At 44.8% G+C, this 22,976-nt stretch carries 17 protein-coding genes and 1 riboswitch; of the genes, 8 read left to right on the plus strand and 9 right to left on the minus strand.

The features are described 5' to 3' along the window. Positions 1-24: 24 nt before the first annotated feature. From EZV76_RS10675 to metK, 5 genes are all read right to left on the minus strand, one after another. Positions 25-1,197: a trans-sulfuration enzyme family protein gene (locus tag EZV76_RS10675; RefSeq protein WP_136566529.1), complete on the minus strand. Its 1,173-nt coding sequence runs from the start codon at positions 1,195-1,197 to the stop codon at positions 25-27. Next, positions 1,194-4,577, minus strand: a complete 3,384-nt coding sequence (thrA, locus tag EZV76_RS10680; RefSeq protein WP_136566530.1) for a bifunctional aspartate kinase/homoserine dehydrogenase I — start codon at positions 4,575-4,577, stop codon at positions 1,194-1,196. The genes EZV76_RS10675 and thrA overlap by 4 nt, the downstream gene beginning before the upstream one ends. 32 nt (positions 4,578-4,609) lie before the next feature. Continuing rightward, a complete protein-coding gene (locus EZV76_RS10685; RefSeq protein ID WP_136566531.1) occupies positions 4,610-5,887 on the minus strand; it encodes an O-acetylhomoserine aminocarboxypropyltransferase/cysteine synthase family protein in 1,278 nt (425 codons plus the stop codon). A 111-nt stretch (positions 5,888-5,998) separates the two neighbouring features. Further along, a riboswitch (SAM riboswitch) is annotated at positions 5,999-6,106 on the minus strand. A gap of 74 nt (positions 6,107-6,180) precedes the next feature. Beyond that, positions 6,181-8,115, minus strand: coding sequence for a CocE/NonD family hydrolase (locus tag EZV76_RS10690; RefSeq protein ID WP_136566532.1), 1,935 nt, complete (start codon positions 8,113-8,115; stop codon positions 6,181-6,183). Positions 8,116-8,218: 103 nt separating this feature from the next. Further along, positions 8,219-9,472, minus strand: a complete 1,254-nt coding sequence (gene metK, locus EZV76_RS10695) for a methionine adenosyltransferase (RefSeq protein WP_136566533.1) — start codon at positions 9,470-9,472, stop codon at positions 8,219-8,221. A gap of 325 nt (positions 9,473-9,797) precedes the next feature. Between metK and EZV76_RS10700 the strand changes: the two genes are divergently transcribed. The 5 genes from EZV76_RS10700 (at position 9,798) to EZV76_RS10720 (ending at position 13,335) form a co-directional block, all read left to right on the plus strand. Continuing rightward, a complete protein-coding gene (locus EZV76_RS10700; RefSeq protein WP_136566534.1) occupies positions 9,798-10,415 on the plus strand; it encodes a deoxynucleoside kinase in 618 nt (205 codons plus the stop codon). A gap of 117 nt (positions 10,416-10,532) precedes the next feature. After that, positions 10,533-10,745 carry a hypothetical protein gene (locus EZV76_RS10705; protein WP_136566535.1) on the plus strand — a complete coding sequence of 71 codons (213 nt, stop codon included), beginning with the start codon at positions 10,533-10,535 and terminating at the stop codon, positions 10,743-10,745. A 26-nt stretch (positions 10,746-10,771) separates the two neighbouring features. Then, positions 10,772-12,052 (plus strand): serine hydrolase domain-containing protein, encoded by a 1,281-nt coding sequence (locus EZV76_RS10710; protein WP_136566536.1) that lies wholly within the window; start codon positions 10,772-10,774, stop codon positions 12,050-12,052. Between the two features lie 5 nt (positions 12,053-12,057). After that, entirely contained in the window at positions 12,058-12,486 is a 429-nt protein-coding gene (locus EZV76_RS10715; RefSeq protein WP_136566537.1) for a DUF1801 domain-containing protein, read from the plus strand. A gap of 138 nt (positions 12,487-12,624) precedes the next feature. Beyond that, a complete protein-coding gene (locus EZV76_RS10720; protein ID WP_136566538.1) occupies positions 12,625-13,335 on the plus strand; it encodes an energy transducer TonB in 711 nt (236 codons plus the stop codon). 183 nt (positions 13,336-13,518) lie between these two features. Here the strand turns inward: EZV76_RS10720 and EZV76_RS10725 are convergent, their stop codons facing one another. The 4 genes from EZV76_RS10725 to EZV76_RS10740 form a co-directional block, all read right to left on the minus strand. After that, positions 13,519-15,918 carry a sodium-translocating pyrophosphatase gene (locus EZV76_RS10725; protein WP_136566539.1) on the minus strand — a complete coding sequence of 800 codons (2,400 nt, stop codon included), beginning with the start codon at positions 15,916-15,918 and terminating at the stop codon, positions 13,519-13,521. A 113-nt stretch (positions 15,919-16,031) separates the two neighbouring features. After that, the gene (locus tag EZV76_RS10730) at positions 16,032-16,559 is read right to left on the minus strand and encodes an inorganic diphosphatase (RefSeq protein WP_136566540.1); all 528 of its coding nucleotides are present in this window, start codon (positions 16,557-16,559) and stop codon (positions 16,032-16,034) included. 76 nt (positions 16,560-16,635) lie between these two features. After that, complete coding sequence (locus tag EZV76_RS10735) at positions 16,636-19,131, minus strand: DUF5686 family protein (protein WP_136566541.1); 2,496 nt, start codon at positions 19,129-19,131, stop codon at positions 16,636-16,638. A gap of 158 nt (positions 19,132-19,289) precedes the next feature. Continuing rightward, the gene (locus tag EZV76_RS10740) at positions 19,290-20,267 is read right to left on the minus strand and encodes a pyruvate dehydrogenase complex E1 component subunit beta (RefSeq protein ID WP_136566542.1); all 978 of its coding nucleotides are present in this window, start codon (positions 20,265-20,267) and stop codon (positions 19,290-19,292) included. A 170-nt stretch (positions 20,268-20,437) separates the two neighbouring features. Between EZV76_RS10740 and EZV76_RS10745 the strand changes: the two genes are divergently transcribed. The 3 genes from EZV76_RS10745 to EZV76_RS10755 all read left to right on the plus strand — a co-directional run bounded on the left by EZV76_RS10745 (position 20,438) and on the right by EZV76_RS10755 (position 22,972). Continuing rightward, on the plus strand, positions 20,438-21,184 hold the full coding sequence (locus EZV76_RS10745) for an electron transfer flavoprotein subunit beta/FixA family protein (RefSeq protein ID WP_136566543.1): 747 nt from the start codon (positions 20,438-20,440) through the stop codon (positions 21,182-21,184). 96 nt (positions 21,185-21,280) lie between these two features. Beyond that, positions 21,281-22,249, plus strand: coding sequence for an electron transfer flavoprotein subunit alpha/FixB family protein (locus EZV76_RS10750; RefSeq protein WP_136566544.1), 969 nt, complete (start codon positions 21,281-21,283; stop codon positions 22,247-22,249). 90 nt (positions 22,250-22,339) lie between these two features. After that, positions 22,340-22,972: a bifunctional nuclease family protein gene (locus tag EZV76_RS10755; protein WP_136566545.1), complete on the plus strand. Its 633-nt coding sequence runs from the start codon at positions 22,340-22,342 to the stop codon at positions 22,970-22,972. Positions 22,973-22,976: the final 4 nt, after the last annotated feature.

Consider the following 22,976-nt stretch of genomic DNA (forward strand, 5'->3'; position numbering starts at 1 on the left):
TCAAAAATATGGGCCGCATAAGTTTTAGCCCAAAGCTTGCTCAATATCCGCAATGATATCCTGTATGTGTTCCAAGCCAACAGAAACCCGTACCGTACCATCCGAAATTCCAACAGCCTCCCGTTCCTCTTTCGTGAGTTTACTGTGCGTGGTAGATGCAGGGTGCGTGATTATACTTCGCGAATCTCCCAAATTGGCCGACAGGGACAACAATTTAATGCTATTGAAAAATCTACGCCCTTCTTCCAGTCCTCCTTTTACCTCAAAGGCCACCACACACCCTCCGGCCTTCATCTGCTTTTTGGCAATCTCATATTGGGGGTGCGACTTTAAAAACGGATATTTTGCCCATTCTACTTTATCATGTTTCTCTAAATACGTAGCCAATTCCAAAGCATTGGCACAGTGTCTGTCTACCCGAACAGCCAAAGTTTCCAAGCTTTTGGACAACACCCATGCATTGAACGGAGAAAGGGAAGGCCCGGTTATGCGGGAAAAGCGGTATACTTTGTCCACCAATTCATGGCTTCCAACAGTAATGCCTGCCAAAACCCTTCCCTGACCATCCATCAATTTGGTTCCAGAATGAATTACCAAATCCGCACCAAATTTAATGGGCTGTTGCAGATAGGGAGAAGCAAAACAATTATCGATGATAAAAATAAGTCCGTGCTTCTTGGCAATATTTCCCAAAGCTTCCAAGTCCAGCACATCCACACCTGGGTTGGTCGGCGATTCGGCATAAATGATCTTGGTTGTGGGCGTAATCAATGCCTCAATATTGTCCAAATCATTGGCATCAAAATAGCTGGTGGCAATGTTCCATTTTGGAAAAAACTGCGTGAAAAGACTATGGGTAGACCCAAATATGCTCTTGGAAGAGATGATATGGTCGCCACTATCCAGCAGGGCAGCCAAGGTTGAGAACACAGCCGCCATACCGGATGCAAAGGCAAAACCACTTTCGGCCCCTTCCATCTTACAAACCTTCTCAATAAACTCAGACGAGTTTGGATTGGCGTAACGCGAATAAATATTGCGGTCCTTTTCCTCGGCAAAGGAGGCTCTCATGTCCTCTGCATCCTCAAAAACAAAGCTCGAGGTAAGGTACATAGGCACGGAATGTTCCAAAAATTGGGAACGCTCGATTTGCGTTCTGATCGCTTCCGTTTCAAATTGTTTCTTCTGCTCGCTCATATCTTTTCTGCTATTCTTAATATATCACCAAAGACCCCTCTGGCTGTGACCGCAGCCCCAGCTCCAGCTCCTTGGATCACTAATGGGTTTTCCCCATAGGATTCGGTATAGATCTCAATAATGGAATCGGAACCCTTTACCTGCCCCAACGCACTTTCTTTGGGCACGGACACCAATTTCACCTCCAAAACCCCTTTGTCCTGCTGAAGATCCCCATGCAAGTCTCCCACATATCGCAGTACATGGTTTCCTTTTTGTGCATTTTTGATGTCCTCATAAACGGCATCCATATCTTCAACCTTCTTCATGAAGGCATCGAACTCAAGTGTCCTTAATTCGGTTGGAATCAGATTTTCCACTTCAATATCCGAGAACTCGTTTTGAAGATCCAATTCACGGGCCAAAATCAACAATTTTCTACCCACATCGTTGCCTGATAGATCTTCGCGAGGGTCCGGTTCGGTATATCCTTTCTCCATAGCTTCCTTTACAATGGATGAGAATGGGCTATCCTGTTCTGAAAAGGTATTGAAAATATAGCTCAACGAACCTGAAAACACCCCTTTGATTCGTGTTATGTTCTCTCCGGATAGGTGTAATAGTTTAATGGTATCGATCAAGGGTAGGCCTGCCCCCACATTGGTCTCGTACAAATACTGCTTTTGGTTCTTGTCCAAACACTTTCGTATGGACTTGTATTTCTCAAAACTCAGCGTGTTGGCAATTTTATTGGAGGAGACCAAGTCAAAACCATGTTTGATCAAGGTTTCATAGTTCTCCACAAAAGGCTTGCTCGCTGTATTATCAACCGCAATGAGGTTCTCCAAGTGATGGGTTTGCGCAAAAGAAACTACACTTTCCATCTGATAGCGGATTCCTTCTTTTTCCAATCTTTTCTTCCAATCAGCACCAATTCCCGAAGCATCCAACAGTACTTTTTTGGAGTTGGCTACAGCAAAGACCTTAAGCCCAATCCCTTTTCGTTCTTCTATGCTTTTTTGGGAATCCAATATTTGGTCGATAAGCGTGCCCCCAACATTGCCATGCCCAAAAATGGCCAGATTCACCTTTTTGGCAATACCAAAAATCTGTCCGTGTATCACATTGATGGCCTTATGAAGGTCTGATTTTTTCACCACCATACTTACATTCTTGCCCGTAACGGTATTGTTGAAAAGCAAGGGGATCACTTGGTTTTTGACCAGGGCGTTAAAGGGTTTATGGAAACTGCTCAAATCCATTCCCACAATGGAGATCACAGACACATCCTTGGCCACAGTAATCTGGTTGATGTCTTGCGAAGAGTAATCGGTCTCAAACTCGGCATCCAAGACCTTCTTGGCTTTTTCAGCTTTGGAAGAATCAACCACCAAACCAATTCCCCTTTCGGAGGAACCTTGGGAAATGATCCCAACACTGATATCGTTCTGGCCCAATGTCCTAAAAATCCTGGCATCAATGCCCACTTTGCCCAAAAGACCCCTTCCTTCCAAATTGATGAGGGCCATATTATCCAAAACCGAAAGGGACTTGATTCCCCCATTTTGGGTTTTCGGACCAATCAGGGTTCCCTCATTGTCATCATTGAACGTATTACAGATACGCAAGGGAATGTTCTTTTCAATGAGTGGAATTATAGTCTTTGCATGCAGAATGGTCGCCCCAAAGTTGGCCAGTTCGTTCGCTTCGTCATACGATATAACGTCAATCAGCTTGGCATCGCTCACCAAATCCGGATTGGCCGTAAAAATCCCATCCACATGGGTATAGTTGATGAGTTCCGACGCGTCCAAGAAATTGGCCAACAAAGCAGCCGAATAATTAGTGCCGTTCCTACCCAAAGTGGTGGTCACCCCTTCCTTATTGGAAGCAATGAAACCGGTCACCACAGGTATGGTATCCGAATCCAAGTCATGGAAACAACGGATCACATTTTCTTTGGAAAGACTCTGATCCACTTCAGCATTGCTATAGGTGTCATCGGTCTTGATCAAGCTTCTGGAATCTATCAACTGGGCCTTTAACCCACCTTCGTTCAGAAGTGCAGCAACGGTCTTGCCTGAAATCAATTCCCCAAAAGACAACAACTCGTCCTTGGTCCTCAAGCTATAATCCCCGGTAAGGAATACCCCGCTCAATATCTTCTCTATCGATTTGAGTTCTTCTTCAATAGCTACGGAAAAACCATTCTTCTGGTAGGCGGAAAAAGCAGCCAGAGCTTCATCAAACTCCTCTCCTCTTGCCGCTTTTTCTAGCATGTTCTCCAATTGGTCCGTAGCCTTGCCACGGGCCGAGACCACCACGGCAAAATTCTCATGGGCGGCCGCCCTTTTGGTGATAATGTTCAGAACCCTTTCAATGCCTTCCCCATTGGCCAAGGACTTCCCTCCAAACTTTAGGACCTTGATGCGCTCCTGCTTTCCCTTTTTTGGAAAAACGGCTTCCAACAGCTTTTCCAGCTGCTCAAATTCCATTAAAAAAGCATCATGGCCATGCAGTGACTGCACTTCACCATAGGTGACATTGGTATTGGCTTGGGCCAATCGCTTAAAGGTTTCCTTGTTTTCCTCTGCCGTAAAGAACAAATCCGAGTTGACCCCGATGATGTGGATCTTGGTATCACTGTCTTGAAGCGCCTTGAATGCCTCATCCCCATTTCGGGTAATGTCGATCGTCTTCAACAATTGGTTCATCAGCTTATAAGCTGATAGCTGGAACCGTTCCTGAAGTTTCTTTCCATGGTGCATCAACCAGCTCTCCACATTAAAAACCTGAAGTTCCTCATTGGTACTCCTTTTGAAGCGCTCCTTGAAAGACTCGGGGGTCCTATAGCAGAGCATGGCATGCATACGGGCATCGTGTACGGGCTGCTTGGAGTTGATCAAAAATTGTTCCTGGATCTGACAGTTGGCAATGAGCCAATCGGTTGACTTCCAATCCGAGGCCACAGGAATCAAATGTTCCGTAATACCTGGGTTAAACGCTGCCATTTCCCAAGCAATCCCCCCACCCAAAGATCCTCCAATGATGGCGTACAACCGATCTATCTTCAACTGTTGCAACCCCAAAAGAAAAATCCTTGCGATATCCCCGGCCACAAAATCCTTGTAATTGTCGATTACAAAACCGTCATGACCATTTCCCGGAATGTTGAACGCCAAAATGGTATAGATATCGGTGTTGATGGACTTATCCATACCGATTAAATCGGACCACCATCCATGCTCACCGGCCACATTGGAATTTCCGGTAAGGGCATGGTTCACCAAAACAATTGGGGCCGAATACAAGGGCTGCCCAAAAAGCTGATAGGATAATTGCAGATCCTGTGTGGTGCCATTCTGTGTGGCGAATTGTGGTATGCTAAGATGCTGTAACATGTACGTGTCTGTAATATGCGTGTTCTATTATTTTACCCAATGGATGCAAAGGCCTGCTCCAAATCGGCTTTTAAATCTTCGATATCCTCAAGACCTACGGACAAACGAATTAAATCTTGGGTCACACCGGCACTTTCCTGTTGTTCTTCGTTCAATTGTTGGTGCGTGGTGCTGGCTGGGTGTATGATCAAGGATTTGGTATCGCCAATATTCGCCAACAATGAAAATATCTGGGTGGCATCGGTCAGCTGTTTGGCAGCCTCAAACCCACCTTTTACCCCAAAGGTAACGATTCCACTTTGGCCTTTTGGCAGGTACTCTTTTGCCAAATCATTGTATTGGCTACTTTTCAATCCAGGGTAATTGACCCAGGCAACCTCATCCCTACTTTCCAGCCATTCTGCCAATGCCAAGGCATTTTCGCTATGCTGTTTGATTCGAACAGGCAAGGTTTCCAACCCTTGTAAAATCTGGAAGGCATTGAACGGACTTAAAGCCCCTCCAAAATCCCGCAATCCCTCCAAAATCAATTTAAAAGTAAAGGCCGCGGCGCCCAAGGCTTCATGGTACACTAAACCGTGGTACCCTGCAGAAGGCTCCGTAAACTCAGGAAATTTTCCATTGGCCCAATCAAACGTACCGGCATCGATGATTGCCCCACCCAGGGAGTTCCCCTGGCCACCTATGTATTTGGTCAAAGAATGGATCACCAAATTGGCCCCATGCTCAATCGGATTCAACAATCCAGGGGTAGCAACGGTATTGTCCACGATAAAAGGTACTTGTGCGGCTTTGGCTTCTTTGGATATTCCTTTTAAATCGAGCACATCCAACTTGGGGTTCCCCAAAGATTCCACAAAGAAGGCACGCGTATTATCTTGAACGGCAGCCGCAAAATTGGAAGGATCGGATGCATCCACAAAGGTAGTGGTAATGCCCAGCCTTGGTAGGGTCACATTCAACAAATTATAGGTACCCCCATACAAACTGCTCGAAGCCACAATATGGTCTCCGGCCTTTAAAAGAGTCAACAACCCTGTTGAAATAGCGGATGTCCCGGAAGCAAATACCACTGCACCCACACCACCTTCAACCGCCGCCAACCGATCTTGTAAAATCTGATTGGTTGGGTTGTTCAATCGGGTGTAGATAAAGCCCAATTCTGCCAAGGAAAACAAGTTGGCAGCATGGTCCGTGTTGTTGAACACATACGAAGTGGACTGATAAATAGGCACTGCCCTTGTACCCGCTGTTTGGGTAGTATCGTGTCCGGCATGTAAAGCATTGGTTGCAAATTTTTGATTACTCATGACTTTTCTTTTTTTAAATTTTTAAAACAATACGTAAAAGTCAAACCCAAGGGCATGGCCCATAGATAAATCAAAAAGTTATAAGAAAGTGAAATCGAAAAAAATCGATCGTCGTTATCTATTCCCTACTGGGATAGAATGTAGCACCTTCTTGACACTAGGGGCCAAGGGTTGCTAAGGCTTCACAGGGTCTATTCCCTCCACCTTTCTTGATAACTAATCAATACGTGTTTGAACTTGTGGGCACAAATATACTGATGGAAACACCGAAATTCCTAATCTTTTGGAAAAAATTAGCGCAAAACCGAAAACTCAATGTTGGAATCGGTAAAAACGGTATGCGTTTGGGTCTTAAAGTTGGATTCATCCGCTTTAAAGATATTGTCCACATAGGTCTGCGGGTTCAAATCGATAAGGGGAAACCAGGTACTCTGGACCTGAATCTGTAATTTATGTCCTTTCTTGATGGTATGGAACACATCTTGGAGCTTGATGTCCACATCGGTCTTTTGATTGGGGGTAAAAGGTTCCGGATTGGAAAAGCTGTTTCGAAAACGCCCACGCAACACCTCGCTCCGAACCATTAAATGGTAATTGCTCATTTTGAGGTGGTCCTGCATTTCCTCATTGGTTTCGGCATCTGCAGGATGGACATCAATGACCTTGACAATCCAATCGGCCGCTGTTCCCGTGGTGGCCACTTTTAAATGGGCCATAATATCTCCCGCCAAGGTAAGGTCCTCATCCATCACCTCGGTCTCAAACACCAACACATCGGAACGTCTTGCGGCAAACCGTTGATCATCCGTCATGTATTTTCTTGGGGTGAACACGGTTTTCACATCTTCGGAATAAGGCACCGGCTTTTTTATATCACTGATAAACTGGATTCCATCGGTTCCTTTTTGTTCCAAGGTCAATTCTTGATTTTCGGAAAGGTATAGGGTCTGTTTCATCATATTTGCGGGCGGCCACGTATCGTATTGTTTCCATTCCTTTTTACCCGTGTCAAATACATAGGCTTCGGGAAGGCCGGAATTCATATCGCCGTCACCCTTCAAGAAATGGTTAAAGAATTTGGTTTCGATATTATCCTGATAAAATTCTGAAATGGAATCCCCAAAATAATAATTGCCCACCACGCTTCGGCCATCCCGTCTGGACCAACGTCCATGATCCCACGGACCAAAAACCATGGTGTTGTAGTTACCTTCATTATATTTTTCAATGTTTTTGTAGGTTTCCAAAGGTCCATAAAGGTCTTCGGCGTCAAACCACCCTCCCACGATCATGGTGGCCACATGGCTCTTTACATTTTTTAGGTGTTGGATAAGTCCCTTGCTTTGCCACATCTCATCATAATTGGGATGTTCCTTTAGCTCATTCCAGAAAAAGTCATCGGTCACGCCCTCGGGACGCATTTTTGGAGTGTCCGCAGTTTCATACTCAAAAAAGTAATCTAGGTTTTTCAAGGGTCCGGCATCCAAGAAGAATTGATATTGGTCTTCCGTAGGCAATTCCGGCAACACATACCAAGCCGTGTCGATGGGTTGGTCGCTATTGGGTCGCGGTGTTCCAAAAAGGGAAGTGGCCCTAAAATAACTCAACAAATAGGCCCCGTTGTGGTGAAAGTCGTCAAAAAAGAAATCTCCAATGCAAGCCTGAGGTGATGCGGCCTTTAAGGCCGGATGCGCATCCACGGTGGCATAGGTGGCATAGTACCCGGGATAGGAAATCCCCCAAACCCCAACATTGCCATTGTTGTTCTCCACATTGTTCACCAACCATTCAATGGTGTCATACGTATCCGAACTTTCATCCACTTGATCATTGGAGGTCTTATTGGGAATATAGGCCCTCATGTTCTCATAATGTCCCTCACTGAGCCAGCGCCCCCTCACATCTTGGTACACAATAATGTTCCCTTCCTTCATCAAATGCACATTGGGCCCGATCTGTGTCCTGAAATTACCTTCACCATAAGGGCGGGAGCTATAGGGAGTCCGTTGCATCAAAATGGGATATTTCTTGGAAGTGTCCTTTGGGGAATATATGGTGGTGTGCAACGTTACCCCATCCCGCATCTCAATATCCACTTCCTGTTTGGTGTAATGGTCTTGCACATAGGTATCAACGGGTTGAACCTCAGTTTTTATGTCCTTCTTACAACTACCGATCACAAACAACAGGGAAACACTTAGAAACAGAACCTTTACCAAACTTTTCATGCTTTGTATTTTGATTCCCTAAAACTACTAAAGTTCCATAGAGTATCCCAAACAAAAAAGGAGCCCCTTCCGAGACTCCTTCGTTTAGTGTGGTTATTTTTCTTTATAGGTTGAAGGCTGCTTTCACGGCATCCACTTTATCCAATTTTTCCCAAGTGAAGAGTTCTACCTCCCTTTCAATTTTTCCGTTGTAGGGTGATTCAAAGACCTTGGTCAAGGTTTGGGGTTGTTTTCCCATATGACCATAGGCTGCCGTTTCCAAGTAGATAGGGTTTCGCAGTTTCAGACGTTCCTCAATGGCAAAGGGTCGCATATCGAAAAGTTCAGAAGCCTTTTTGGCAATCTCGCCATCAGTCAGATCAATATTGGCAGTCCCATAAGTATCTACAAAAATGGATGTGGGTTCCACTACCCCAATGGCATAGCTCACCTGCACCAAAATCTCATCGGCCACTCCCGCGGCCACCAAGTTTTTGGCAATATGTCTCGCCGCGTAGGCCGCACTACGGTCCACCTTGCTGGGGTCCTTTCCACTAAAGGCACCACCACCATGCGCTCCCTTTCCTCCGTAGGTGTCTACAATGATCTTACGACCGGTAAGACCGGTATCGCCATGTGGGCCACCAATCACAAACTTTCCGGTGGGGTTTACATGGTATTTGATGGTATCGTTAAATAGTTTCTGGATGTTTTCGGGCAAAAGTTCCTTGACCTTTGGGATCAATATTTTGATTACATCTTCCTTGATCTTGGCCTGCATCTCGGCATCCGTTCCAAACTCATCGTGCTGGGTAGAGACCACAATGGTATCGATGCGTTGCGGCACGTTGTCATCCGAATATTCTATGGTCACCTGCGCCTTGGCATCAGGTCGTAGATAGGTCAATTGGGTGCCTTCACGTCGCAATTCTGCCAAAACCTGCAAAATCTTGTGCGAAATATCCAAGGCCAAGGGCATGTAGTTGTCGGTTTCCTTGGTGGCATACCCGAACATCATTCCCTGATCACCGGCACCTTGCTCTTCTTTGCTGCCACGATCCACTCCTTGGTTGATTTCTTGGGATTGCTCATGGATCAACGAAATCACCCCACAGGAATCGCCACTGAACTTATACTCCCCCTTGGTGTAACCAATATTGTTTATGACTTCCCGGGCAATGCTCTGCAAGTCCAAATAGGTATGGCTCTTCACTTCACCCGCCAAAACCACCTGCCCCGTGGTCACCAAGGTTTCACAAGCTACCTTGCTCTCGGGGTCAAAGGCCAAAAAATTATCCAAAAGGGCATCACTGATTTGATCTGCAATTTTATCTGGATGTCCCTCACTTACCGATTCTGAGGTAAACAAATAAGCCATTGTATTTCGTTTTTAGTGTGGATGGTTTTGACGGAAAAGCCCCAAGAAGTTTACAATGCTTCATCAAGAAGCCCGAATCTAGTTCAGTATAAACTGCTTTAGCATTTTTGTACACCCTTCTGTTGGCGGCCGAGGTTGCAATCAGTCAAATCTATCCTCATTCAGATGGGCAAAAGTACATATTTGCCACATATTTTAAAACTTTGTTTTATCACTGTGAACAAGTTTCCCATTTCAACCGGTTTTTTTTCTTCTACTAGATATACTTTGTATATTGCGCGTTGGTTCCCCAACCTAATACACCAACTTTAAACAACATCATCCCATGCATATTGCGGTAGCAGGAAACATTGGCGCCGGAAAGACCACCTTAACCAACTTACTTGCCAAACATTATAAGTGGGACGCCCATTTTGAGGACGTAGTGGACAATCCATACTTGGATGACTTCTATACCCAAATGGAACGATGGAGTTTTAACCTGCAGATCTACTTTTTGAACAGTCGTTACCGACAGATTCTTAAAATCCGTGAAACCGGCATGGATGTGATCCAAGATAGAACCATCTATGAGGATGCCCATATTTTTGCACCCAACCTGCATGCCATGGGGTTGATGACCAATCGGGATTTTGAGAACTACAAAAGTCTTTTTGAGTTGATGGAGACCTTGGTGCAACCGCCAGACCTGTTGATATACCTTCGTAGTTCCATCCCTAATTTGGTGAACCAGATACACAAGCGTGGACGGGATTACGAGAACAGTATCTCCATTGACTACCTCAGCCGATTGAACGAACGCTACGAGGCTTGGGCCAATACCTATGAAAAAGGGAAATTGCTCATTTTTGATGTGGACAACCTCAACTTTGTGGACTCCCCCGAGGATTTGGGCAAGGTAATCAACCGCATTGATGCAGAGATCCACGGCTTGTTTGAATAAATTTTTACGCCAGAACCTATTTATCAACTTTATACCGCTCCTTTTTTGAAGGGATATGGGTATATTTAGTTTTTGTATTCAAGATTTTACCCTGTAAAAATCAGAAAACCCAATACCATGAATTCAGATATCATAAAGCTTTACAAGCAGTTGGAACGCATGGAACAGACCAAGGAAGTGGTACAATTGAGCAATCAACTTAGAGAAACATTATATCAAAATCTTCGGAGCCATTTTCAGGAGTTCATCAACATTGGCCATGCCATTGGCTTTAATGAACTCCAAGAAGAGATGAAAAAGGCCATGGATCTGTTGGAAATCCAGAAATAAAAAATAATCATCACAATCAACCCATCATGAGAACCCTATCGTTTTCCAAGTTTTTACTGTTTGCCTTTCTATCCCTGCTTTATGTGGGCACCACGGCCCAAGAGCTGGCCAAAGTCCCCGCCGAGCAGGTAGGCCTATCTTCCGAACGCCTCAAAGTACTCACCCAAACCTTTCAGGAGTATGTGGATGACGGGGAACTGTCCGGCGCGGTGGCACTGGTGGCCCGCAAAGGAAAAGTAGCCTATTTACAGTCGTTTGGAAAAAACGATATGGAGAACAACGTCCCCATGACCGAAAGCTCCATTTTTAGGATCGCTTCGCAGACCAAGGCCGTGATCAGTGTTGGGGTGATGATCTTGCAGGAACGAGGCCAATTGCTCATCAGTGATCCCGTTGGAAAATACATGCCCGCTTTTATGGAAACCAAGGTGGCCGTGGCCAAGGAAGATGGTTCTTATGATGTGGTGAAGGCCAAAAGGCCCATCACCGTTCGTGATTTGCTCACCCACACCTCGGGAGTATCCTACGGCAGTGGCATAGCCAAGGACCTCTGGGAAGCCGCCAATATCCAAGGGTGGTATTTTGCCGACCGTAACGAACCTATCCAAGCGACCATCAACCGCATGGCCGACCTCCCCTTTGAATCCCAACCCGGTGAAAAGTGGGTGTATGGCTACAATACAGACATTCTCGGTGCCTTGATCGAGGTGGTTTCCGGGGAACCTTTGGATGTTTTCATCAAGAAAAATATTCTGGACCCTCTGGGCATGAACGACACCCATTTTTATCTTCCAAAGGATAAAAGACAGCGTTTGGCAACAGTGTATTCCGCTACCGAAAACGGATTGGAACGCGCCCCCGAACCTGGGCATATGGTAGGCCAAGGGGCGTATGTGGATGGTCCTCGAAAGAGTTTTTCCGGTGGCGCCGGTCTCTTGAGCACCGCCATGGACTATGCCAAATTCCTGCAAATGACGCTCAACAAAGGAACGTTCAATGGCAAACAAATCATATCCCCCAAAACCGTGGAACTGATGACCGTGAACCATTTGGCCAGTGATGTTATTTATCCTTGGGGAAATGGCACCGGATTCGGTCTGGGCTTTTCCGTTGTGGAGGATTTGGGCAGACGCGGGGTATTAGGCTCCAAAGGTGAATATGGTTGGGGTGGCGCCTATCACTCTTCCTATTGGGTAGACCCAGAGGAAGAATTGGTAGTGGTCTATTTTACCCAATTAATCCCAGCTGGGAAAATTGACGACCATGGAAAACTCCGTGCTTTGATTTACCAAGCGTTGACCGACTGATTTTCATGGAAAACCTTCAGATAACCACAAATCCCGAAGTACAAATGGTGTTCGACCGCTACCCCGATTGGGCTAGGGAAAAGCTGTTAGTGCTTCGGGAGTTGATCGTGGAAACTGCCAAGGAAACCGAGGATATAGCCGCACTGGAAGAGACCCTGAAATGGGGAGAACCCAGTTATTTGACCAAAAATGGCAGTACCATACGGATGGATTGGAAATCCAAAACTCCCAATCAATACGTCCTGTATTTTAAGTGCACCAGCCGATTGGTGGAAACGTTCAAGGCAACCTTCCAGAGCGTTTTTGAATTTGAAGGGAAGAGGGCCCTTATTTTCCAAAAGGATGATAAAATCCCTGTGGAAGAACTCAAGCATTGCATTAGGGCCGCCCTCAACTATCACAAGGTGAAACACCTCCCCACCTTAGGCATATAAAACCCATCTTGAACCGTATCAAGGTCATTCCCTAATCCAAAAGGGGCGTTCACTCATTACAGGTTTCTTTCGGATGATTTTCAAAGTAGTTTAAGGGTACGAACTGCGACCCTCACGGGCCAATAAAACTTGAAAATCATGGAACCAAAGAAAAATCAACATGTGGAATTGAAACGGAACAGTCTCCTTTATTTTTTTATGGGGATGTTCTTGGTATTGCTCCTTATCTACACCGCGTTGGAGTGGAAAACGTATGACCCTGAAATAGATTGGGATTATGCAAAACTACACGTTCAAGATGAGCTAATTGAAGAAGTGCCCATCACTAAAATTGAACTTCCCAAACCCAAAATCATCCAAGCACCTCCGGTTATTGAAATTGCCCCTGACGATGAAGAAATTATTGAAACCATTATCGAATCCATAGAACCTGATCAGGATACAGAAATTGCACCTATTGAAGATATAGCGGTGGCCAGTGATGACATACCTGAATTTGTTCCCTGGGTATTGATTGAAGACGCCCCAATATTTCCAGGTTGCGAAAATGTAACCGATAAAGAAGAAAAGAAGATTTGTTTTCAGAATATGATGCAAAGACATATCCAAAAAAATATCCGCTATCCTGAAATTGCCCAAGAAATGGGCTTGGAAGGCCGCGTAAATGTGGTGTTCACCATTCAAAAGGATGGCACCATCGGCGATGTGCGCATGCGTGGTCCCCATGAAAGTTTGGAAGGCGAAGCGGCCCGTATCATCTCCAAACTACCCCGGATGACTCCGGGCAAGCAACGGGGAAATGCCGTAAAGGTACCCTTCTCTATACCCATTACGTTTAAATTGAATTGATTTAAGATTTCTCACACTCCCTTTAGCTCCCTCGCAAGCTCGGGACAGGAGTTCGAAATGACGGTAGAAACGCAAGGTCATTTCGAAGAAGCGTAGCGACTGAGAAATCTAATATAGACTGAATTAACAATAAAAAAAACCACGCCAAAGGCGTGGTTTTTATTCGTATTGAAAGCAAGTACTTTATTGCTTCGTCTTGTTTTTGAATGCTTCCACCAATTGCTCTACCTCTTCTTTGGTATCAGCAGTGAACTCTTCTATCTCATCCACAATTTCACCATTGGCCTCATACGTTGAAGTAACAATGGCTTTGTAGGCACCATCAGCAGTATTGCTTACCTCCACCAAGAACTTCTTCTCAATGGTTTTGGTTTCCTTCATTCCTTCCTCAGAAATGGTGATGACCGTACCGTTTTCCTTGACCATGCTCAACTCATCCGTTGAAGAGAGACTTACCAAACTTGGCGCGATGACCAAAGCCACAACGGACATCAATTTCAACAAAATGTTCAAGGATGGTCCTGAGGTATCCTTGAAAGGATCCCCAACAGTATCTCCAACTACGGCAGCTTTATGGGCATCAGAACCTTTACGGCCTTCACTCTCGATGGTCTTCTTGGCATTATCCCAAGCACCTCCGGCATTGGATTGGAAGATGGCCATCAACACCCCGGCAGTGGTTACACCGGCCAACAATCCGCCCAACATTTCGGCACCTCCAATAAACCCAACGGCCACTGGAACGGCAATCGCCAACAATCCTGGGAAAACCATTTCCTTAATGGAAGCCTGTGTGGAAATGGCCACACACTTTTCATATTCGGCCACACCATCGGCGGCATCAAAAATCTTTCTATCTTCTTCAGTAGCTTTTGAAATATCAGCATCGTATTTACGCATTACCTCAAGGGCCGCTTTCAATTGGGGAATATCCCTAAACTGACGACGTACTTCCTCAATCATGGCCATGGCAGCTCTACCTACGGCATTCATGGAAAGAGCCGAGAACACGAAAGGAAGCATTCCCCCGATCAATAGTCCCGCCATAATATCCGGTTGAGATACATCAATGGATGTTACGCCGGCAGTCTTCATGAATGCTGCGAACAACGCCAAGGCAGTCAAAGCAGCAGAAGCAATGGCAAAACCTTTACCAATGGCAGCGGTAGTGTTTCCAACAGCATCCAATTTATCGGTGCGCTCACGTACTTCGCTTGGCAATTCGGCCATCTCGGCAATACCACCCGCATTGTCGGAAATAGGCCCGTAGGCATCAACCGCCAACTGGATGCCGGTATTGGCCAACATCCCTACGGCCGCGATAGCTATACCGTATAATCCAGCAAAATAATGTGAAACCAAAATCGCAGCGGCAATCAATATGATTGGAATGGCAGTGGACATCATACCCACACCTAAACCGGCGATAATGTTTGTGGCAGAACCAGTTTCGGACTGACGCACAATGGAGTTAACAGGTTTAGTTCCTGTTCCTGTATAATATTCGGTGACCTTACCTACCAATAATCCGGCAACAAGACCGGCGATGGTAGCCCAGAAAACACCCATTGAAGTATATTCTTTTCCTCCTTCAACCCATGACTCTGGAAGCATTCCTGAAATCAAGAAATAGGATGCCACCAACATTAGAGCGGCAGAGCCAAATTCACCAATGTTCAATGCAGTCTGCGGATTTCCACCATCCTTTACTTTAACAAAGAAAGTCCCGATAATGGACATTACAATCCCCACTGCGGCCAAAGCCAAGGGAAGATATACCGCTCCAAGACCATCAAAAGCGGCTTGGAATTCTGGAAGACCTGCAAATACAGCACCCAATACCATGGTACCTATTATAGAACCCACGTATGATTCAAAAAGGTCGGCACCCATTCCAGCAACATCACCAACATTGTCACCAACGTTGTCCGCAATGGTTGCAGGGTTAAGAGGGTGGTCTTCAGGAATACCTGCCTCTACCTTACCAACAAGGTCGGCACCAACATCTGCCGCCTTTGTGTATATACCTCCACCCACACGGGCGAAAAGAGCTATGGAAGATGCACCCAATGAGAACCCGGATAGTACATTCAATACTTCACCCAAGGCCCACCCTTGTCCGCTATAAATCATAAAAAGTCCGCTCAATCCCAAGACACCAAGGCCCACAACGCCGAGACCCATTACGGCTCCACCGGCAAATGCTACTTCCAAGGCCTTGCCCAAAGAAGTCCTAGCAGCATTTGTGGTACGTACGTTTGCTTTGGTGGCAACTTTCATTCCGATAAAACCAGCCAAAGCAGAGCAAATGGCCCCAACAATAAAGGAAACGGCCACCATGCCATTGGAACCTGCCTCATTGCTACCCTTGAAGAAAAGTAGAATAGCCACGGCTACAACAAAAATGCTCAATATTTTATATTCAGCCTTCAAGAACGACATTGCTCCATCTGCAATGTTCTTGGCAATTCTTGCCATCTTTTCATCCCCGACTTCCTGTTTGGAGATCCATACGTTTTTAATGAACACGTACAGTAGGCCCAGGATACCAAATACGGGCAAAAACTTTACAATCAAATCCATAGTTTGTAGTTATTTAAGATTTTTTTAATGGCAGCTAATGTAGTAAAATACGAAGTAATAAAAAAAATGCGCTTTTATTTAGTAAAAGCGCATAAATTCTTGGTGATTGTTCCTTAAATGGTATAGGTACGTTTCTTTTTGTGTTCACTTTCATCATAGCGTTTCACACATTCGTGGTAAATCGCTATGGCTTCGTCCACACCACCCCAGCCTCCGGTGTCGACCTTTTTCTTTTCCAAGTCCTTATACACCTGGAAAAAGTGCTCGATTTCCTTTAGTCTATGAGGATTCAGTTCGCTGATATCATCCCTCTTGCTCCAGATAGGGTCGGAAACAGGAACACAAATCAACTTTTCATCAGGTCCCTTTTCATCGGTCATATGGAAGACCCCCACAGGCTTCACCTCCATAACCACCATGGGGTAGGTAGGTTCGGTACCCAACACCAATACATCCAAGGGGTCATGGTCCAAGGCCAAGGTCTCGGGAACAAAACCGTAGTCCCCAGGATACATCATTGAGGAAAACAGGGTTCGATCGAACCGAATCTTATGCAAGGTAAAGTCGTACTCGTATTTGTTTCGGCTACCTTTTGGAATTTCAATTAGTACATCAAAGGTAACGGGTTCTCTTTTGGACATGTTTGAAGTTTTATTTTTTTGCAAAAATAGCCTGTACAGATGGAATGGGGTAATGAAATTGCGTTATTCGTATTAATTAAAAATTAAATCCGAAGGTTCCGGTGATTCCAAACGGACGTGCATCTGGGTTATCTAGATAATTCCCCCTAAAATTGAAATCGATCCGCAAAATCTTGAAGATGTTCCCCACCCCAAAGGAATATTCCCAATAAATTTGATCTTCTGGAGCCATCAATGGGATGTTGGCGGGGGCACTCAGTGCGATGTTTTCATCGGAAAGCTGGCCCCATGCCCCTCTCAATCCAACAATTTCACGCAGGTTGAACTTGCGCAAAAATGGAATTCTGGAGAACAGTCTCCCATTAAAATTGTGCTCCAAATGCACGGTGGCATAGGTATCGGTCACAAATTCGTAAAAATCCAAGTTGGGAAATACATTGTAGAGTGAAAACAAAGTTTGGTTTCCAGGAACAACACTCAGAAGAGCCAAAGGCACTTCACCAAAGGTCTTTCCAAGTTCCACACTGGTGGTCAACCTTCCAAATCCGCCTACCTGCCAAGGTTTTCGATATGAAAATTGGAGGCGCTCATAGTCAAAGTCACTTTCCAAAAAGCCACTTATACCTTTGGTATAATTCAATACCACTTCACTATGGTCATCATTAATGTTGGCCCGTTCCACACCGTATCCAATGGTTCTTTTTCCTGGTGTATAGATGAGCGTAGTGCTAACATCAAATTGTTTTACTTCTGATGAAATGCCCGTTGGTGAATCGGCATCCACATAATCCAAATTAAAGGCATCGGGCAAGGCTGAGCCCAGAGTACGCAAGGAACTTCCCAAACGTATCCTGAAATTTTTTACTGGCTCCATTTCCAAGCCCAATGTGGAAAGATTGATATTGGTAAGCCTATCATTGGAACCTACGGTGACTAAGGAGGACGAAGCAATACTCCTGCCCAGAACATCATTGGTGCTGGTAAGGCTTAGTCCCAACTGCTCTATATCCCTTCGGTTCCCCCCGGAAAGAATCAATCTGGTCTTTCGATCTAGCAAGAACTTACCCGAAAGTCCATGCTTGAATTTATGGTCACTAAACCCGTAGGCCATATAGCCTTCCAGACGCCAAGTATCGTTCTGTCCAAAATAGGTGCGGGCCCCTCCCCTAATCCGCATTCCCTCCGCATCATTATAGCCGAAGGTGCTGTAGACATCCCCGATATCTATGTTCCACTTGTCTATTTCGATGTACCCAGAACCTAAAATACTTACAATATCATAGTACGTTCGGAATTTGGGAACGGTCTTTAGGGTGTCCAAAAGTTTAAAAATCCCTGATTCGTCATCACTGAGACTTTCCAAACGGGCATTTTTCCAGAAAGTGGTATCCTGGGAAAAAACCCTTGGGTCATAAGGGTCTGATTCCGCTTTATAGAAAGGCTCGGGCCGACTTACATCAAACTCATAATTATCAAAGACCGTGGTGCGCTTTCCGTACACCCCTCTTGATTTTTCCTTTTTGGAAAAGGCAAAGTCGCTTAGCATATAGTCCCGTTTCAGCAAAAAGACCGAATCGTTGACCACATCAAAATCCTGTTCAATATAAATGTCCTTTACCCAATTGATGTTGGCACTCTTGGTGACCTGCATGTTAATCTTCTTGATGGCAAAGGTGGTATCGTTTACCCAAAAATCTCCTTTAAAGGTAAGCTCGTTCTTTCTCCTTGGATAATAGATGATGTTGTAGCACCATTTATTATCGATATAGGTGCTATCAGATAACACGTAGTTATAGGTGTCTATCCCAGTTTTGGACAATGGACTGGTAAAACTTTTATCAAAAAACCGCAGGTAATTATCGTAGATATCATAATCAGAGTACAAGTCTTCCACAAATGCGGTAATGGCCTGGTTTCCTTCAAATCCCGAGCTTTTGTTCCCCAAGACATCTTCTTTCTCACGATTTAGGATGTTATCACCATACACCTTGGAAAAGGTTTCATTCAAAAAGAAAGGCAAATAGGTCTTTCCTGTAATCCTCGAAGTATCCAAATCCTCAAACATAAATTCCAATCCCCTGAACAGCTTGCTTTGAATCAGGGCGCTATCTATGGTATTTAGGTCAAACTCTATTTTCTCGTATTTATCGTATTTGTACTGTTTGAACTTACGGACTCCGTTTTCGCGTTTCTTGGCCCAGATTTTTCTAAGAATATCAATGGCCGGGTTATCTTTTTTGGACTGCTTTCCCGTGTACACAATAACCTCCTTGAGTTGCTCCATGGATTCGTTCAATACAATCTCCATTCCGTAGTTCACCTTTTGGGGCAAATGAATATCTCTGCTTTCATAACCGATAAAAGTGACCGTTATAGTTTCATAAGTATCATCTGATTCTAGATAAAACCTACCATTGTCATTGGTAATGGTCCCTTCAGAGGAATTTTTAAAGATAATATTGGCAAAGGCAATGGGATCTCCCAATTCGTCCAATATAATACCGCCCACCTTGGTCTGGGATAAAATGGACAAAGAGGAAAGTAAAAAGAAAACAGCTAGGAATCTCTTCATATGTTGATATATGGGGCATTGGGATAACCGCTAAGGTTCCCAACTGTACTTTAGGTCAAATTTTGGTTCAAAAGTAACTTCTTATCAAAAACTGTTCCGTTAAAAAAGCCCCATCAACATGGTTGACGGGGCTAATATACCTTACAAATATACGCAAGCTATTTATATAACACTTTCTTAACAGCCTTAATCACATCCTCATGATTGGGCAACCATTCGGCCAAAAGAACGGGCGAATAGGGTGCCGGGGTGTCGGCCGTGTTCAACCTTACAATGGGGGCATCCAAATAATCGAATGCTTTATCCTGAACATGATAGATGATTTCGGAGGCCACATTTCCAAAAGGCCATGCTTCTTCCAAGATAACCATTCTATTGGTTTTCTTCACGGAATTAAGGATGGCATCATGGTCCATGGGACGCACGGTGCGCAAATCAATAATTTCGCAGCTAATGCCTTCTTTATCCAATTCATCAGCGGCCTTATAGGCTTCCTTGATGATTTTTCCGAAGGAAACAATGGTCACATCTGTTCCTTCTCTTTTGATATCAGCAACACCCAATGGAATCGTATACTCACCTTCGGGCACTTCCCCTTTGTCACCATACATCTGTTCCGATTCCATGAAGATAACGGGGTCATCATCACGGATAGCCGCTTTCAACAATCCTTTGGCATCAGCTGGATTGGAAGGTACAACTACCTTCAATCCTGGACAGTTGGCAAACCAACTTTCAAAAGCTTGGGAGTGCGTAGCCGCCAATTGCCCCGCAGAAGCAGTTGGCCCCCTAAATACAATGGGACAGTTGAACTGCCCACCGGACATCTGGCGAATCTTAGCGGCATTATTTATAATCTGATCAATTCCCACCAAGGAGAAATTGAAAGTCATAAACTCTATAATGGGGCGGTTGCCATTCATGGCTGAACCTACACCGATACCGGCAAATCCCAACTCAGAAATGGGAGTATCCAATACGCGTTCCGGTCCAAATTCGTCCAACATTCCTTTGGAAGCCTTGTAGGCCCCATTGTATTCCGCAACTTCCTCACCCATCAAATAAATGGTGTCGTCCCTTCGCATTTCCTCGGACATAGCTTCCGCAATTGCTTCCCTAAACTGTAGTGTTTTCATTAACTGATGCTAAAAGTTTTGTTAGTGCGCTTAAAAACGCAAGCAAAAATAGCAAAAACTAAAAGAACAATGCTTGGGGATAAATCAAAAAAACAGCAAAATTTATTATGCATGCATAATAAATTTATGAATTTAATAGCTATCTTTGAAACCATAAACCTTAAGTACCTATGAAGATTTTAGTTTGCATTAGCAATGTACCAGATACCACCTCCAAAATAAACTTTTCGGATGGTGACACCAAGTTTGATACAAATGGGGTGCAGTTTGTGATTAATCCCAATGATGAGTTTGGATTGACTCGCGCCATGTGGTTCAAGGAAAAGCAAGGAGCTACCGTACATGTGGCCACTGTGGGCGGTCCCCAGACCGAACCCACCATTCGCAAGGCATTGGCCATTGGGGCCGATGAAGCCATACGGGTGAATGCCGAACCCACCGACGGCTTTTTTGTGGCCAAACAATTGGCCGAAATTGTTAAGAATGGAGGGTATGACCTTGTCATAGCAGGCAGGGAATCCATTGACTACAATGGAGGCATGGTCCCTGGGATTTTGGCCACCCTTTTGGACATGAATTTTGTGAACACCTGCATTGGCTTGGAGGTCGATGGCAATACCGCAACGGCACTTCGCGAAATTGATGGTGGTAAAGAAAAATTGAGCACTTCCCTACCCTTGGTCATTGGAGGCCAAAAAGGATTGGTACAGGAAAGCGACCTTCGCATTCCCAATATGCGTGGAATCATGATGGCCCGCCAAAAGGCACTGAATGTCGTGGAGCCTGTGGAAGCTTCACAACCCACACAAGACCAAAAATTTGAGAAACCGGCACCAAAAGGACAGGTGAAACTGGTTGATGCGGATAATGTTGGGGAATTGGTGAACCTATTGCACAACGAAGCTAAAGTGATTTAGGCACAGCTAAATCATTCCGAACTCGTTTCGGAATCCATTTGAAAAAGTCATAAGGTTCCTGAAACAAGTTCAGGAAAAAATTTTAAAAAAATTTTTATGTCAGTATTAGTATATACCGAATCCGAAAAAGGAAAATTCAAAAAAAGTGCCTTTGAAGTGGCTTCCTATGCCCACAAAGTGGCGCAAGACCTTGGAACAAGTGTCACCGCGGTTACCTTTAATGCCAACGATGAGGCTTCATTAGGTAATTACGGTGTTTCTAAAGTCTTAAAAATATCCAATGACCAATTGACCACCTTCAATGCCAAGGCCTATGCCAATGCATTGGCCCAAGCCGCCGAGGCAGAAGGAGCCAAAGTCATTATTGTAAGTTCCAGTGCCGACACCAAGTTTTTGGCACCCATCCTAACTGCTAAACTAAACGCAGGTTACGTGCCCAATGTGGTTGCTGCACCGGATAGCACCTCCCCTTTTGTAGTAAAGCGCACCGCATTCAGCAACAAGGGATTTGCACACACCGAAATCAGTTCGGAAGTGAAAATTATAGGAGTTTCCAACAATGCCTATGGCGCAATGGAAAACAACGTTTCAGCTTCTGTTGAAGATTTTAGCCCCACCTTGGGCGATGCAGACTTTTCCACTAAGTCCATTGAAGTGGACAAAGTAGCAGGTAAAGTATCCATTGCCGACGCCGACATCGTGGTATCAGGTGGTCGAGGACTCAAAGGTCCCGAAAATTGGGGCATGGTTGAAGAATTGGCCGAGGTACTGGGAGCGGCAACTGCCTGTTCAAAACCCGTATCTGATTTGGGATGGCGCCCCCATGGCGAACACGTAGGTCAAACTGGAAAACCTGTAGCCAGTAATCTTTATATTGCTATAGGAATCTCTGGGGCCATTCAACATTTGGCTGGGGTAAACGCTTCAAAAACCAAGGTGGTCATCAACAATGACCCAGAAGCTCCTTTCTTTAAAGCTGCAGATTACGGAATAGTTGGGGATGCCTTTGAAGTGGTCCCCAAGCTCATCGAAAAATTAAAGGAATTTAAAGCCCAAAACGCTTAAATTTTGTTAATTTGCCCTTAACAAGGGGCTGTTCAGATAACTGGTTACGCCACTTATTTGAACAGCCCTTTGGGGTTTTAGGAGGAGATTATGAGCTTAGTTCGATTGAAAATAAAGGGAATATCATACAGTCAAACGCAGAATGGTGCGTATGCCCTTATTTTAAATGAAGTGGAGGGAGACCGAAAACTTCCTATTGTCATTGGTGCCTTTGAAGCACAGTCCATCGCAATTGCTTTGGAAAAAGAAATCAAACCACCAAGACCCTTGACCCACGACCTGTTCAAAAATTTTGCCGATAGGTTTCAGATTGTCGTGAAACAGGTCATTATCCATAAACTAGTAGATGGGGTCTTTTACTCCAGTATCATTTGTGAGCAAGACAAGGTAGAGGAAATCATAGATGCCCGTACCAGCGATGCGATTGCATTGGCACTTCGGTTTGATGCCCCCATTTTCACCTACAAGACCATCTTGGACAAAGCTGGGATTTTTCTCAAATTCTCACCGAAGGAGAATGATGAAAATGAGGAAGACGATAGCATTGTAGTGGATGAAATCCTTCAAGAAGGTGAAACCGTAGAGATAGAATCTGGGGCCGACACCCATGGGTATAGGGAAATGTCGCTGGATGAGCTCCATAAGGAATTGGACAAAGCAGTGGCCAGTGAAGATTATGAAAAAGCCGCCAAACTGCGGGACGAAATTTCCAAGCGCAAATAAACCG

Source organism: Flagellimonas alvinocaridis (assembly GCF_004916895.1).
GTDB lineage: Bacteria > Bacteroidota > Bacteroidia > Flavobacteriales > Flavobacteriaceae > Flagellimonas > Flagellimonas alvinocaridis.

Bases quoted from the DNA above. Each gene is read 5' to 3' on its own strand.
- EZV76_RS10675 (WP_136566529.1), bottom strand. From the start codon at position 1,197: ATGAGCGAGCAGAAGAAACAATTTGAAACGGAAGCGATCAGAACGCAA.
- thrA (WP_136566530.1), bottom strand. From the start codon at position 4,577: ATGTTACAGCATCTTAGCATACCACAATTCGCCACACAGAATGGCACC.
- EZV76_RS10685 (WP_136566531.1), bottom strand. From the start codon at position 5,887: ATGAGTAATCAAAAATTTGCAACCAATGCTTTACATGCCGGACACGAT.
- EZV76_RS10690 (WP_136566532.1), bottom strand. From the start codon at position 8,115: ATGAAAAGTTTGGTAAAGGTTCTGTTTCTAAGTGTTTCCCTGTTGTTT.
- metK (WP_136566533.1), bottom strand. From the start codon at position 9,472: ATGGCTTATTTGTTTACCTCAGAATCGGTAAGTGAGGGACATCCAGAT.
- EZV76_RS10700 (WP_136566534.1), top strand. From the start codon at position 9,798: ATGCATATTGCGGTAGCAGGAAACATTGGCGCCGGAAAGACCACCTTA.
- EZV76_RS10705 (WP_136566535.1), top strand. From the start codon at position 10,533: ATGAATTCAGATATCATAAAGCTTTACAAGCAGTTGGAACGCATGGAA.
- EZV76_RS10710 (WP_136566536.1), top strand. From the start codon at position 10,772: ATGAGAACCCTATCGTTTTCCAAGTTTTTACTGTTTGCCTTTCTATCC.
- EZV76_RS10715 (WP_136566537.1), top strand. From the start codon at position 12,058: ATGGAAAACCTTCAGATAACCACAAATCCCGAAGTACAAATGGTGTTC.
- EZV76_RS10720 (WP_136566538.1), top strand. From the start codon at position 12,625: ATGGAACCAAAGAAAAATCAACATGTGGAATTGAAACGGAACAGTCTC.
- EZV76_RS10725 (WP_136566539.1), bottom strand. From the start codon at position 15,918: ATGGATTTGATTGTAAAGTTTTTGCCCGTATTTGGTATCCTGGGCCTA.
- EZV76_RS10730 (WP_136566540.1), bottom strand. From the start codon at position 16,559: ATGTCCAAAAGAGAACCCGTTACCTTTGATGTACTAATTGAAATTCCA.
- EZV76_RS10735 (WP_136566541.1), bottom strand. From the start codon at position 19,131: ATGAAGAGATTCCTAGCTGTTTTCTTTTTACTTTCCTCTTTGTCCATT.
- EZV76_RS10740 (WP_136566542.1), bottom strand. From the start codon at position 20,267: ATGAAAACACTACAGTTTAGGGAAGCAATTGCGGAAGCTATGTCCGAG.
- EZV76_RS10745 (WP_136566543.1), top strand. From the start codon at position 20,438: ATGAAGATTTTAGTTTGCATTAGCAATGTACCAGATACCACCTCCAAA.
- EZV76_RS10750 (WP_136566544.1), top strand. From the start codon at position 21,281: ATGTCAGTATTAGTATATACCGAATCCGAAAAAGGAAAATTCAAAAAA.
- EZV76_RS10755 (WP_136566545.1), top strand. From the start codon at position 22,340: ATGAGCTTAGTTCGATTGAAAATAAAGGGAATATCATACAGTCAAACG.